Annotated in this window: 16 protein-coding genes and 1 tRNA gene; 5 read left to right on the forward strand and 12 right to left on the reverse strand. The window is 65.8% G+C overall.

Translation table 11 applies throughout. The features are described 5' to 3' along the window. The first annotated feature begins 116 nt into the window (after nucleotides 1-116). On the forward strand, nucleotides 117-1,022 hold the full coding sequence (pdxS, locus tag HWV23_RS03210; protein ID WP_178288984.1) for a pyridoxal 5'-phosphate synthase lyase subunit PdxS: 906 nt from the start codon (nucleotides 117-119) through the stop codon (nucleotides 1,020-1,022). Nucleotides 1,023-1,234: 212 nt separating this feature from the next. Here pdxS and HWV23_RS03215 read toward each other — a convergent pair whose 3' ends face one another. The 4 genes from HWV23_RS03215 to HWV23_RS03230 all read right to left on the reverse strand — a co-directional run bounded on the left by HWV23_RS03215 (nucleotide 1,235) and on the right by HWV23_RS03230 (nucleotide 4,699). Beyond that, nucleotides 1,235-1,903, reverse strand: a complete 669-nt coding sequence (locus HWV23_RS03215) for a ribonuclease H family protein (protein WP_178288985.1) — start codon at nucleotides 1,901-1,903, stop codon at nucleotides 1,235-1,237. 62 nt (nucleotides 1,904-1,965) lie between these two features. After that, entirely contained in the window at nucleotides 1,966-2,931 is a 966-nt protein-coding gene (locus HWV23_RS03220; protein WP_178288986.1) for a metal ABC transporter permease, read from the reverse strand. Next, nucleotides 2,928-3,677 carry a metal ABC transporter ATP-binding protein gene (locus HWV23_RS03225; protein WP_246282721.1) on the reverse strand — a complete coding sequence of 250 codons (750 nt, stop codon included), beginning with the start codon at nucleotides 3,675-3,677 and terminating at the stop codon, nucleotides 2,928-2,930. The genes HWV23_RS03220 and HWV23_RS03225 overlap by 4 nt, the downstream gene beginning before the upstream one ends. Then, a complete protein-coding gene (locus HWV23_RS03230; RefSeq protein WP_178288988.1) occupies nucleotides 3,674-4,699 on the reverse strand; it encodes a metal ABC transporter substrate-binding protein in 1,026 nt (341 codons plus the stop codon). The genes HWV23_RS03225 and HWV23_RS03230 overlap by 4 nt, the downstream gene beginning before the upstream one ends. A 111-nt stretch (nucleotides 4,700-4,810) precedes the next feature. Here HWV23_RS03230 and HWV23_RS03235 point away from each other — a divergent pair, with 111 nt between their 5' ends. Continuing rightward, nucleotides 4,811-5,320, forward strand: a complete 510-nt coding sequence (locus HWV23_RS03235) for a CBS domain-containing protein (protein ID WP_178288989.1) — start codon at nucleotides 4,811-4,813, stop codon at nucleotides 5,318-5,320. Between the two features lie 67 nt (nucleotides 5,321-5,387). Further along, nucleotides 5,388-6,305, forward strand: coding sequence for a DMT family transporter (locus HWV23_RS03240; protein ID WP_178288990.1), 918 nt, complete (start codon nucleotides 5,388-5,390; stop codon nucleotides 6,303-6,305). Here the strand turns inward: HWV23_RS03240 and HWV23_RS03245 are convergent, their stop codons facing one another. From HWV23_RS03245 to HWV23_RS03265, 5 genes are all read right to left on the reverse strand, one after another. Beyond that, on the reverse strand, nucleotides 6,306-6,533 hold the full coding sequence (locus HWV23_RS03245) for a DUF8028 family protein (RefSeq protein ID WP_178288991.1): 228 nt from the start codon (nucleotides 6,531-6,533) through the stop codon (nucleotides 6,306-6,308). 150 nt (nucleotides 6,534-6,683) lie between these two features. Continuing rightward, a complete protein-coding gene (locus HWV23_RS03250; protein ID WP_178288992.1) occupies nucleotides 6,684-7,109 on the reverse strand; it encodes a DUF8009 family protein in 426 nt (141 codons plus the stop codon). A gap of 102 nt (nucleotides 7,110-7,211) precedes the next feature. Further along, the gene (locus tag HWV23_RS03255; protein ID WP_178288993.1) at nucleotides 7,212-7,628 is read right to left on the reverse strand and encodes an acyl-CoA thioesterase; all 417 of its coding nucleotides are present in this window, start codon (nucleotides 7,626-7,628) and stop codon (nucleotides 7,212-7,214) included. A 56-nt stretch (nucleotides 7,629-7,684) separates the two neighbouring features. After that, entirely contained in the window at nucleotides 7,685-8,740 is a 1,056-nt protein-coding gene (locus HWV23_RS03260) for an enolase-like domain-containing protein (RefSeq protein WP_178291597.1), read from the reverse strand. Between the two features lie 90 nt (nucleotides 8,741-8,830). Next, nucleotides 8,831-8,964, reverse strand: a tRNA-Met gene (locus tag HWV23_RS03265). Between the two features lie 122 nt (nucleotides 8,965-9,086). Between HWV23_RS03265 and HWV23_RS03270 the strand changes: the two genes are divergently transcribed. Continuing rightward, a complete protein-coding gene (locus tag HWV23_RS03270) occupies nucleotides 9,087-10,058 on the forward strand; it encodes a DUF7115 domain-containing protein (RefSeq protein ID WP_178288994.1) in 972 nt (323 codons plus the stop codon). A gap of 4 nt (nucleotides 10,059-10,062) precedes the next feature. Here the strand turns inward: HWV23_RS03270 and HWV23_RS03275 are convergent, their stop codons facing one another. Then, entirely contained in the window at nucleotides 10,063-10,425 is a 363-nt protein-coding gene (locus tag HWV23_RS03275) for a DUF5830 family protein (RefSeq protein ID WP_178288995.1), read from the reverse strand. A gap of 82 nt (nucleotides 10,426-10,507) precedes the next feature. Here HWV23_RS03275 and HWV23_RS03280 point away from each other — a divergent pair, with 82 nt between their 5' ends. Continuing rightward, the gene (locus HWV23_RS03280) at nucleotides 10,508-11,161 is read left to right on the forward strand and encodes a TVP38/TMEM64 family protein (RefSeq protein WP_246282722.1); all 654 of its coding nucleotides are present in this window, start codon (nucleotides 10,508-10,510) and stop codon (nucleotides 11,159-11,161) included. On the opposite strand, the gene HWV23_RS17150 is transcribed toward HWV23_RS03280, so the two are convergent. Continuing rightward, the gene (locus HWV23_RS17150) at nucleotides 11,158-11,283 is read right to left on the reverse strand and encodes an HVO_2523 family zinc finger protein (protein ID WP_281362688.1); all 126 of its coding nucleotides are present in this window, start codon (nucleotides 11,281-11,283) and stop codon (nucleotides 11,158-11,160) included. The genes HWV23_RS03280 and HWV23_RS17150 overlap by 4 nt on opposite strands. A 46-nt stretch (nucleotides 11,284-11,329) precedes the next feature. Then, nucleotides 11,330-13,117: a sensor histidine kinase gene (locus HWV23_RS03285; RefSeq protein ID WP_178288996.1), complete on the reverse strand. Its 1,788-nt coding sequence runs from the start codon at nucleotides 13,115-13,117 to the stop codon at nucleotides 11,330-11,332. Between the last annotated feature and the right edge of the window lie 10 nt (nucleotides 13,118-13,127).

The raw sequence follows: 13,127 nt of genomic DNA on the forward strand, positions 1-13,127 counted from the left end.
CATCACCGGGCCATCGCACAAAAACGTCCCCGACGGACGCCGGATGGCCGACCCCTCGGTCGGAACCTGCCACCGGAAAGACACGCATTAAGTGCATCCGACCCCAACACGAGCGTATGACCGAAACGGATATCGAGGAACTCCGACGGGGGACGGACCTCGTCAAGCGCGGTTTCGCCAAGATGCAGAAGGGCGGCGTCATCATGGACGTCGTCACCCGCGAACAGGCCCGCATCGCCGAGGACGCGGGCGCTGTCGCGGTCATGTCCCTGGAGGCCGTCCCGGCCGACATCCGCAAACGCGGCGGCGTCGCCCGGATGGCCGACCCCGGAATGCTCGAAGAAATCATCGACGAAGTCTCCATCCCCGTGATGGGCAAATGCCGCATCGGCCACACCGCCGAGGCCCAGATTCTGGAAGCCACGGGCGCCGACATGGTCGACGAAAGCGAGGTCCTGACGCCCGCCGACGACCGCTATCACATCGACAAGCGACCCTTCGATTCGCCCTTCGTCTGCGGGGCCCGCAACCTCGGCGAAGCCCTCCGACGTATCGACGAGGGCGCCGCCATGATTCGAACCAAAGGCGAGGCCGGCACCGGCGACGTCAATCAGGCCGTCACCCACCAGCGGACCATCAAGCGCTCCATCCGCAAACTCACTGGCATGAACCACGAGGAACGCGAGGAATGGGCCCGCGAGAACGGCGCCCCCCGCGACCTCGTCCACGAGACCGCCGAGATGGGTCGTCTCCCTGTCGTCAACTTCGCCGCTGGCGGTATCGCCACGCCCGCGGACGCCGCGCTCATGATGCAACTCGGCTGTGACGGTATCTTCGTCGGCTCCGGCATCTTCGGCGCCGAGGACCCCGAAAAGATGGGCTCGGCCATCGTCGAAGCCGTCAACAACTACGACGACCCCGAGAAACTCCGGGACATCGCCAAGGACATCGGGAAGGGCATGAAGGGACAGGCCAACGAAGGCATGTCCGAAGAAGAGCAACTGCAGGGCCGCGGCGTCTAAGCCCACGTTTCGCACGGGCCGACTTCGCCGTCGGTCGCCAATGGGAACCGACTCGGGAGGTCTTCGAAGACCTGAGGCGGATAATCGAGGCTCCGACGTAGAGCAAATTCAGTTCTTTCGGGCGTCAGACTGGCAGTCCCAACGCGGTTTTCGACACCAAGCGTCGTGAAGGTCCAGTAGTACGCTGAAACAGCGGCACGAACGAACCGGGTTCAATCGCTCGCGGAGCCGCCGCCCGCCAGATTACTGGAGCGGTCGCGGTCGGCCCGGGACGGCGGCGGATAGCGGTCGTCGTCGGGCGCCCGCCAGCGTTCGTCGTCCCGTGGGAGGACACAGCGGTCGGGTTCGCGGTTGACGTGGGCGTACTCCTCGGGCGTGTTGGCCAGCGGGTGGGCGGGGTTGTTCCGGCTATCGATGCGGGCCGCGCGGAGTTCGTCGAACCCGGCGACGCGGGCCCGGATTCCGCGCCAGTGATAGGCGGTTTCCGACGGGACGCGAACGGGGTGGGGCGGACTGGCCTCGGGTTGCTGGCCGGCCAGCATGACGCGATTGACGTTAGCCGCGAGGTCGTCGTGGTCGATGAGGACGCCGACGCGGGCGCCGTTCGGCGCGCGGTTGGCGAGGACGTCGAGGCCGAGATGGAGCGCCCGATACTCGGCGACGTTGTTGTCCGGGACGGAATCCGGCACCGAGAGGCGGGCGACGCGCTCGCCATCTCGGGTCTCGATAACGACACCCAACCCTCCGCGGTCGTTGGGGCGATAGGAACCGTCCGTCGCGAGATAGAAGTCGCGGCGGTGTGTGCGCGGGGGATGCGCGATATGGGGGGTCGGTGAGTCGTCGAACAGGTTGCGTAAGACCGGCCGGCAGTACGCGGCCATACGCGGGGGTAGGGGACGCCCTATATATAAATCTCCGGGCGAAAATCGGTGTAATCGGCCGGTTAATCCGCAGGTTCGTCGACGGGCGCGGCGACCTCACTGCTCCCCCGCCGGTCGCGGAGTTTGCCCCCGAGGACGGCGAGGATGTAGATGCCGACCGCGACGAGGACGATAGTCCCGCCAGCGGTCGTCTCGTACTGATACGAGAGGGTGATGCCGGTCAGGACGGCCAGTTCGGCCAGCACGACCGAGGCGAGAAGCGCGGTGCTGAATCCCCGAGCAAGTTGTGCAGCCGCGGCGACGGGCACGACGAGCATCGCGGCGACGAGGATGACGCCCATGATCTGCATCGCGCCGACGACGACCATCGCGGTCAACATCGCCATCACGCGATTGTACCAGGGGACGTTGAGGCCGGCGACGCGGGCGGCCGTCTCGTCGAAGGTGACGTAGAGCAACTGTTTATAAGTGATACCGACGACGGCGACGATGACCCCGAAGAGGACCAGCAGGATGGCGGCGTTCTCCCGGGAGACCGTCGAGAGGTTCCCGAAGAGGTACTGATTGACGCCGACGGCGAGGCCGCCTGCGTTGATACTTATAAGGACCGCTCCGAGCGCGAAGCCCGTCGAGAGGACGATAGCCATCGAGACGTCGTTGTAGGCGTCGGTCACCTCCGAGATGAGTTCGATAGCAAGCGCGGCTAACATGGCGACGATGACGGCCGTGATGTAGGGCGAAACGCCCGCATCGAAGACTGCATTTATAAACAGGCCGACGGCGACGCCGGCGAAGGCGGTATGAGCCAGCGCGTCCCCGATAAGCGACAACTGTCGGTGGACGAGGAACGTTCCGATGAGCGGCGCCATGACGCCGATGAGGAGGCCGACGAGGAACGCCCGGTGCATGAAGGAGTACTCGAACATCCCGATGCCGAAGAGGTCGCCGAGAATCGAGAGCAGATCGCTCCAGCGGTCGATGAGCCATCCGAGTGGTGCCAACTGGAGGATGAGCGCGCTGGGAGTCATCGCGACACCTCCGCGGTCAGCCGAAGCCGCGTCCCGTAGGCCCGTTCGAGCGCGTCACCGTCGAGGAACGCCTCGGGTGGACCGTCGAAGTAGAGTTCGCGGTTCAGACAGACCACACGCGAGGCGTGTTCGACGACGGCGCCGATGTCGTGTTCGACCAGCAGAACGGTGATGTCCTCGCCGTTGAGCGAATCGAGTAACTCGAAGAACGCCTCGACGGACTCGGCGTCGACGCCGACGGTGGGTTCGTCGAGGACGAGCAGTTCGGCTTCGGCCGCGAGCGCGCGGGCGATGTAGGCCCGCTGGCGCTGGCCCCCGGAGAGTTTCGAAATCTGTCGGTCGGCGAGATGGTCGATGCCCACCGTCCGGAGCGCCTCGCGGGCGCGTTCGCGGTCCGCTCCCGTGATGCGTCCGAAACCGGCGTGAGGATACCGACCCATCAGGACGACTTCGGCGACGGTAATCGGCATACCCTTCGTGTCCTGTGTGACGTCCTGTGCGACGTAGCCGACGCGTTCGCGGTTCTCGAAGGCCCGGGCGGGCGCACCGAGCAGTTCGACGCTGCCCGCGTCGGGTTCCAGCAGGCCGAGAACGAGTTTCAAAAGCGTGCTCTTGCCGGAGCCGTTCGGGCCGACGATGCCGACGTACTCGCCGGCCTCGACGTCGAAGGAGACGTCCTCGACGACGGGTTGGGCGGTGTAGCCGAACGTCACATCATCGACGGCGACGAGGGTATCGTCGGTCATTCGAAGTTCCGCCATTCAGCGCCGAGACCCGTTTCGTCGGGGGATGTGGCTCCGAGAGCGATGCGGAACGTCTCCATGTTGATGTTACGGGCGATTTCGGCGTAGCCCCAGCCACGGTCGACCCACGCTTCGGTCGTCCCGGCGTAGGGCGTAACGGGATAGTAGGCCTCGACGCGCGTATCCTCGACGAGTTGGCGGGCCGGCCGCCGGGGTTCGAACACTGCGGCGCCGATATACTGGATATCGTATTCCTCGATGGTTTTGCGGGCCCGCTGCATGTCGGCCGGCCGGACGTCGTCGCTGGCCGCGAGGTTCGTCACGAGCGGTTCGACGGTCGCCCCGTAGCGGTCGCTAACGTACTGGAACGCGTTGTGGGCCGCGAGGAAGGCCACCTCACGTTCGGCCGCCTCGAAGATCGCTTCCCACTCGTCGTCGATGGTATCGAGGTCCGCCCGGAGCGCCTCGCCGTTTTCGGCGAGCGTCTCGGCGTGGTCCGGCACGACGTCGGCGAGACCCGCGACGATGTTGTCGACGGACTGTTTGGCTCGCTGTGGGTCCAGCCAGAAGTGGGGGTCCCGGCCATCGGCGACCTCCTCGTCCTCGTCGAGGCCCGCACCGAGCGGGAGGAGGTCGATGCCCTCGCGGACGTTGACGAGGTCGGTCTCGGCCTCGTCGTCCTTGACGGTCTGGATGGCGCGGTCGGCCCACGGTTGGAAGTCCGGGCCGACGTGGAGGAACGCCTCGGCGTCGATGATGTCGCGGGTGATGGAGGGGTCCGGCTCCCAGCCGTGGCCGTGCAGGCCCGTCGGGACGAGGTTTCGGACCGAAAGCGGCGTCCCCTCGGCGACCTGTCGGGCGAAATCGTAGAACGTGAAGAACGATGCGACGGCCGTGGGGCCGTCGTCGGACGGCTCGTCGGCCGCCCCGCCGAGACAGCCAGCCAGTCCGACGGCGCCGAGACTCCCGGCGCCGGCGAGGACTGACCGCCGCGAAACCCGGCTGTCCCTCGTAGAGTTCGTCATTACGTGAGGATGAGGGACCTAACCATATAATGATTCGTATCTAAGCAAAAGATTAGACGTATCTAAATCAGTACCCGAACGCCTACCTTGGAGGCCCGCAAACGGTCGCGTATGGTCACCGCACGCGATATCATGACCCGCGAGGTCGAGACCGTCTCGCCGGACGACGACGTGAGCGAAGTCCTCACGCGACTCGCCAGGGCCGATTTCAACGGCTTTCCCGTCACCGAGGACGGCATCGTCGTCGGCATCGTCACGCAGGGCGACCTCGTGGACCTCTTTCAGCCCTCCGACCGGACGCTGTGGATTCCCATCGGTTTTCCGCCCTTCCTCGAATCGCTCACCTACGCCGTCGACCTCTCGTGGGACGAACTCGACGTCGGCCTCGATATGGCGAAAAACGCCGGCCGCCCCATCAGCGAGGTCATGACCGAGGAGGTCGTCACCGTCGGCCCGAAGACCGATATCGACGAGATACTCGCGGTGGTCGCTGACAAGGACCGGGACATCAACCGCCTGCCTGTCGTCGACGAGGCCGGCGCCCTGATGGGAATCATCGCCCGACAGGACGTGCTGCGGGCGCTCAAGGAAGAACGCGACGCCGGGACCGCAACGGAGTAACCAACCACTCGCCCTCGTGGGTTTCCTGAGACGAAACCTTGAGGCAACCCCCGTTCGGAGTTCCGCCGTGCGCTATCGTAACCTCCTGTTGTTCTGTACGCTTGCGGCGGTGTGGGGATCGGCCTTCATGGCCATCAAGGCCGGACTCGGAAGTGCCGCCGCGCCCGCGTACTTCTACGATGCTCCCGTGTTGTTCGCCGCGGTTCGCTACGATGTCGCCGGCGTCCTCATGCTCGGCTACGCCGCGTGGGTCACCGACCGCTGGCGGCCCCGGAGCGGCCCCGAGTGGCTCGTCGTCGGCATCGGCGCCGTCTTCCTCATCGCTGGCTATCACGCCCTGCTGTTCATCGGCCAGTTAGGGACGACCAGCGCCGCCGCCGCGGTCATCGTCTCGCTGTCGCCCGTCCTGACGACGGCCTTCGCCCGCGCGTTCCTCCCGGAGGAACGACTCACCGCGGTCGGCCTCGTCGGAATGGCGCTCGGCCTCGTCGGCGTCGTCATCCTCGCCCGACCCGACCCCGGCAACCTCGTCGGGTCACGCTTCGAGGCGCTTGTCTTCGGCGCCGCGCTCTGTTTCGCTCTGGGCAGCGTCCTCACCCGACGGTTCGAGACGGACCTTCCCATCGAGACGATGGAAGCGTGGTCGATGGTCGGTGGCGCCCTTCTGATGCACGGCATCAGCCTCGGTCTTCAGGAATCGGTCAGCGGTCTGCCACCGCTTCGGGAAACCGTCGCGCTCGTCTATCTCGCCATCGTCGCCAGCGCCGCCGGCTTCCTCATCTACTTCGACCTGCTGGACCGACTCGGCCCCATCGAAATCAACCTCGTCTCCTACGTCGCGCCTGTGTTCGCGGCGCTGACGGGGTTTCTCTTCCTCGGAGAGGTCATCGACGCGCCGACTGTCCTCGGCTTCCTCGTCATCCTCGTCGGGTTCGTCCTCATCAAACGCCGGGCTATCCGCGAAGAACTGGCGCGGCAGCGGTAACTACGCCCGGTAGTCGTGACCGAGAAACAGGGCGAACACGTTGCCGGCAAGGAGGCCGGCGAGGACCAGATAATCGCCGTTCCCATCCAGACCGTTAGCGAGCACCGCGAGCGTACAGAAGGGCAGCAACACCGCCGCCCAGAAGGCGCCGGCCCGGAGCCGTTGCTGCAACCGGGACCGGTCACCAGCCGTGACGGATGGGTCGTTGGTGGAGGTGGAGGGACTCATCACGGTCGATTCATCCGGCGGAACCCACTAATAACTGCGAGAGCCTTCGACACGTTTCGAGACGTTTCACGATATTAGTCGCCGTATATACGACATTTTATAACCAGTTCTGTGCCGCCGAGAGGTTTCAGCCGTACCGCAGGACGCGTTTCAGCCGAGCACCGTGACCTGTATCTCGTGTGGCCCATCGGGGGTTTCGACGGTGACCCGGTCGCGAATCCGCTCCCGAACCGCCTCGCGCCACGCCTCGACGGCCGCCTCGTGTCGCTTCCGGTGTTCGGACCGACTGTATTCGACCTCGGGGTCCGAACGGAGGTCGTCCTCCGTGTCGTCGGCGCTCGGAAACGACGGCACCGACGCGACGAGTTTCGCCGGCGGGATATGGAGCGGTTCCGGCGTTCCGTAGTCGCTCTCGGTCCCTGCCCGATGGAGTCGGGCCCGCATACGACCGCTGAAGGGTGGCGTCACGCGCAGGACGGCACCCGCGTCGCGCCGCTCGTTGGCTTCAAGCGCGGCCACGACGTCGTCGGCCGTGACGGCGATAGTCCGGACGGTCGACGGGTCCTCCGAGGTCACGTCCGATACCGAGGCGGCCACCCGCTTGAGGTTAACGCCGACGGCGCGGCCGACGGGACAACGTCAGTGCGACACAGGCGTACCGCGGCGCTAAACCCTCGATTAAAGCGCCGGCTCGAACTCCCGGAACCGCTCGCGCCACTCCTCGGGGACCGGCTGTGTGCTTTCCCCGTTCTCGTCCAAGACGACCTGCACCGTCGTTCCGGTCGCGGCGGGCTTGTCGTCGTCGCCCGCATAGACGCGGTAGCCGAGGGTGAAACTCGACTCCCCGACCTCGGTGACGCCAACCTCGACGCGGACGTACTCGTCGGCGTGGACGACAGGCCGGCGGAAATCGAGGTTGATGTTTGCGAGGACCATCTCAAACTCGTCGAACGTCATGTCGATTACCTCTTCAACGTACTCGATTCGGGCCTGTTCGAGATAGGAACCGTAGACGGCGTTGTTGACGTGCGCGAGGGCATCCATGTCACGATACCGAACCGTCATCTCGACGTCGAATCGGAACTCCTGGTCCATATCCGAGGCGCGTCCCTCTCCGCGAAGGGCGTTTCGCTTCGGGCCAATCCCACGACTCAGGGCGGCCACGCTATTCCCCGCCGATTTTCGGGCGGCGACAGGGGACTCGACGGCAGGTCCGTCCGTGGCTCCGGGTCGTTGTACCCGCCCGGCGCCACGTCGTTGGGCGCGTCGGGATAGAACAGCGACGCAAGCGCCTGAATGTGCGCGCGCCCGACGTCGAGTTCGAACTGGCCGCCGCCGTAGCACCGAATTTCCTGCTCCTCGCAGTAATCGATTGTTTCCAGAAGCGACCGTACCGACCCGAACCGGGAGGGTTTGATGTTGAGCCAGTTCGGCTCCCATGGCAGCGCCTCGACACTGTCGATGCCCGTAATCGGGTAGTCCCACGAAATCCGGTCGGCAGCATCCTCGATTATCGGCCGCGTCTCATCGGTGAGGTGTGGGTCCTCGATGACGGCCTCGGGAAAGGCGTCGACGACCATCCCGTAGAGGTCCGGGTCCCCCGGTTGGTCGACGTCGGTGCCCTCGTACTGGCCCTTGAGGTCGAGGATCCGGACGGCGTCGGTCTCGGCGAGGCGCTCGACGAGACCGGCGGTCCACTCGTCGGTCGGGTCGAGTTTGAATGCCAGCGTCGACTCGATATCCAGCAGCGTCTCGATACGGTCGAACGTCGGCGGGTCCCCGAGGCGCGTGCTCACCACGAACCTGACGGGGTCGTACTCGCGGCCCACGGCCTCGCCGAGGGTCGTTTCGGCCTGCTTCAACGCGAGGTCGAGGGCGGCGCTCTCGAAGGCCCACCGGCGGTAGTTCCGGAACGACGATTGCTCGGGGGCGCCCGCCGGAAACAGGTCGCGGTCGCCGACCATCTCGGAGAACTCGTCGAAGGCGTATTCCCCGGCCAGCGACGGCGTTTCGGCTTCCTCGTGGAAGCGGTAATGGTCCTCGCTTTCGTAGGTGACGTCCTCGCCGTAGCCCGTCACGCCGTCGCCGCGGAGTTCGACGACGGTCGTCGTCCGGGTGAAATCGCTCGACGTCTCGCGTTCGCGAAGCGAGAGCCGACACTCATCGACAACGAGCGGCAGGTCGGAAACGGCGTCGTACAGCGACACGGGACGGTAATCGGGCGCTGTGGTCTTGGTCGTTCCGCCGGTGACGGGACTGCCGCTCACTACGTTACGCTCCTCGCTTAGAAATGTAAGTGCCCGGGGAGGGCTCCGAACCCTCGATCTCCGCATGTCCCAGGAACGAGGCGCAGGCAACGCCTCGGGACATCGCGGTTGCCGCCTCGTTAACCCTATGAGTGCGGCGCTATGTCCAGCTAAGCCACCCGGGCTCATTTTTCGATTGCCGGTTGGCACCCTTCAACCTTCCTATCTCCGTCGGGTGATTCGCCCCGCCACCACACCCCACGACCTGACCCATCGTTTTATAGCCCGCAACGAACACACCGCAGGCATGGACGAACTCCCGGAACGCCTCGTCGAGGCCGTCGGTGATGCGACGGCCATCGAACTCATCGACATCGGCGGTGGCGACATCGTCGCTATCACCCCCGCGGAGACGTACTGCTACCGCTCCGAGGGGCTGTTGTCCGACGAGACCGTCGACCGCTACCCGCACGACATCGACCGGCTGACGACCGAAGCCGGCCGCCGGAAGACGACGATTCACTTCGAGACCATCGACGGCGAACGGAGCCTCACAGTCCCCGGTAACGTCGCCGACGAGGTCATCGAAGCCATCCTGAAAGGCGTCCTCCGAACGGCCGACGTCGTCGACGATGGCGAGACGATTCAGGCGTTGTTCCGGTTCAGCGAACTCACCCTCGTGGTGACCGAAGACCAACTCCTGAAACACGTCGGCAGCGCCGTCTGGAACGACGACTACGAGGCCTTCGCCTACGAGGCGCTGACCGACCTCGATTTCGAGGAGGGCAGCGTCGCCACACAGGTCATCGTGGAGGTCGACGGCCGCCGCCAGCGCGTGAAAGTGCCGAACGAACACGCCGGCCGTGTCCGACAGGAGGTTCAAAGCGCCGTCTTCGAGTACCACGACGTCTCCTCGCTGGGCGGCCTCCGCGCGGAGGTCCGCGAGGAGGAAGACGAAGAGGAGTCGGAAGCCGACGAGGACGATACCGATTCCGAGTCCTCCGCAGTGGTCGATTCCGACTGGTCGCCGCCCGCTGACCAGGACGTGACCAGTCTCTCGGAGAACAAAGCCAGCAGCGGCGGTACGGACGAGTCAATCACGGGGAGTGACGCCGAACGCAACACCGACGATGCTGCGGGTGCGACCGCGGCCGACGTCGACGCGCTCGCCGAACAAGTCGATGAACTGACCGAAACCGTCGAACGGCAGAGCGAACTCATCGAGGCACAACAGGAGACGCTCGAAAAATTAGTCGACGAACTCCGCCGCGGCCGGTAGCCGCCTATTCTCGCCCGGTCACTTTCCGGATACACGACGACCCGAAGGGGCCGTGTTCGCCGGCTTCCAGTTTCATGAAGTAGCCGGTCGATATCGACGCACCGCAGCGACGGCACTCGAAGTCACCCTCTCGGGAGACGACCTCGCTTTCGAAACTGAGGAACTGGCCGCCGGCCGGCTTGACGGTATCGCCCTCGCGGGTGATGTGGCCCCGCTTTTCGGCCTCTTCGAGGATGGCACGGGTCGTCTCGGGATGGGTCGTAATCGTCTCGATGCGGTCGATGACGTCCGGCAGCGCAAGTTCGGCGTCTTCGAGGCGGGCCAGCAGTTGCACGCCGAGTTCGACCGGGTTCTCCGACTCGTCCACAGCGGTTGCTCGGTTGGGTCGAATAAAAATCGCCGGGTCACCCCACCACAAGAGGTTTGTCCTGCGGGTTGCTTCCTCCGACGTGAACCGCGCGACCGCACGTCAGTTGGTCGGCATCGGCGTCGTCGTTGCCATCGCCGGCGCTGCCGCCCTGTCGACATCGCCGTCGGCGCTCTTCGCTCACGCGGAGGCGCTGGCGGCCCGACCGGTCCTCCTTGCGCTCGCGCTCGGCGGCCTGTATCTCGTCCGTCCCGCGCTGGCCTGGCCGATTAGCGCGCTCTCGATTCTCCTCGGCTACCTGTTCGGTCCCATCGCCATCCCCATTGCACTCGGCGGCGCCGTCCTGACGGCCCTGCCGGCCTACACGCTCGCCCGCTATCTCGGCCACGACGCCGGGATGCTCGCCCGGGTCGGCGACGCCGGCAGCCTCGTCCGGAAGACGACCGGCGACCTCCGCGGTATCGTCGCGGTCCGCCTCGCCCCGCTTCCGACCGACCCCGTCTCCTATGCCGCCGGCCTCGCCGGCGTCCCGCTCCGCCCCTACGTCCTCGGCACCGTTATCGGCGAGTCGCCGTGGGTCGTGACCGCCGTTCTCCTCGGGGCATCGATGGGCGAGTTGACCACCGCAGGCGCCTCGGCCGACCCGCTTTTGCTCGGAACCGCCCTCGCGCTTGCGGTCCTGCTCGCGCTGTCAGGGCCGGCCTATCGCCGTATCGTGGGCAACGCCGGGGCCTAATAGAAGGTATCAGCGCAGTCGTAGACGACGCCGTGTTGCGGGCAGACGTACTTGCAATGGCGCTCGTACATCGGCCGCTCGCACATGGGACACGGCCGGCCGCCCGTCTCGCCGTCGGTCATTGTCCGCTCCTCACACCGCGGGAGAATAAGCCTGCCCCACTCCGGTTCAGTCCTCGCTTCGTTCGACACCCGAGACTTCGAAGCGGGCACCGCCGCTTTCGGCCCCCGTACAGGAGACGGACCAGCCGTGAGCCTTCGCGATACGCTGGATGATGGTCAGCCCGGTGCCCGTTCCGGCGCTACTGGTCGAATGGCCCTCCTCGAAGATTCGCTCGCGTTCGTCCGCCGGGATGCCCCGGCCGTCGTCGGCGACGTAGAAGCCGTCCGGGGTTGGGCCGACGGTCACCGTGAGTGTGGCACCCCCGTCCCGACTGATGTTGGCCGTCGAGGTGCCGGGTTCCGATGTCTTCGTCGCCGTATTTGTAGCGCCATGCTCGACAGCGTCCTCGCGAGTGGACGAGCGAGGGCTCGTGGAACCATGTTCCACGGCGTTCCGAAAGAAGTTCTCGAAGAGGCGAACGAGTCGTGCCCGGTCGGCCAGAAGCGTCGCGTCGTCGACGACTCGGAGGCTACAGTCGCCCGAGTCGACGTTCTGCCATGCGGTTTCCGCGGTCTCCCGGAGGTCCGTCGGCGAGAGGTCGGTCACGTCGTCGCCGCCACGGGCCAACGCCAGCACGTCGTCGATAATCGTCTCCATCCGCTTGTGGGCGGCATCGGTCTCATCGAGATGTGAGAGGTCGCCCGTCTCCCGAGTGAGGTCGGTGTAGCCACGGGCGACCGTCAGCGGATTGCGCAGGTCGTGGCTGACGACGCTGGCGAACTGGTCGAGTTGTTCGTTCCGTTCCCGGAGTTGGCGCTCGCGGCGCTCCCGTTCGGTGACGTCCCGAACGAGGAACAGCCACCCGACGGGGCGGCCCCGCCCGCCGGACATCGGGGTCGCCGTGATCTGGAAATGCGAGTCCTCGATGGTGAGGTCGACCTCCTGTTCGGTCTCGGCGTTTCGGAGTCGCCGATAGAGGCGCTGGGCTTCCGGCACCGATTCGAGGACGGTATCGAGTTCCCGGCCAACGAGAGTTGTCTCGGCCGCCCCGTCGAGGAGTTCGTCGGCGAGTTCCCGACCCGCCGCGTTGACGTCGACGAGGTGGCCGTCCGCATCGACGATGAACACCGCGTCGTTGATGTCGTCGAGGACCCGGTCCCGCGCGATGGGCACGAGGTCGATGAACTGATAGCGCGTGATGGCGACCGTAAACAGCGCCGCCGAGGCGACGAAGCCGAGCGGCGCGGCGTCGAACCCGATTTGCCCGGCGATGTACGCGAAGTTCGCGAGGGTCGGCGCAGCGATGGCGCCGAAGACGGTGACGTACTGGGCCGCATCCAGGGCCGGCGCCCGATAGAGCAGGCCGACGACCAGCAGGGCTGCGATGCTGACGAGTAGATACGAGTAGGTCGTATGCACCCAGAACGCGGGACCGAACGCGATAGCGACGCCGGTCACCGACGCCGGGTCCGACGCGATTGACTCGAAGAAGAGCGCTCGCGGATTGGCCGTAATCATGACCAGCACCGCGAGCGGGTGAATCGACAGCACAGCGAGCGTGTGTCGGGTTATCAGGTACTCCCGCCCCGTGTATTCGAGGCCGAACAGGAAGATGGAGGCGACGACGACCACGACACCGACGTAGACGCTCCGCTGGAGCCACATCGAGGCGGTGTAATCGGCCGTGAGGCTGGCGAGAAACAGCGCGGTACACCACCAGCCGGCACCGACGATACTGCCCAACAGCGGTATCGCCCCGGGTTTCCGGCCGTGCCGATGGACGATGTAACCGAGACCGACCGTCGATAGCGCGGAAATACCATACAGCGCGGCTATCGTCGATTGGGCTGCCATGGGTCGCTCA

The sequence above is a fragment of the Natronomonas halophila genome (assembly GCF_013391085.1).
Lineage (GTDB): Archaea > Halobacteriota > Halobacteria > Halobacteriales > Haloarculaceae > Natronomonas > Natronomonas halophila.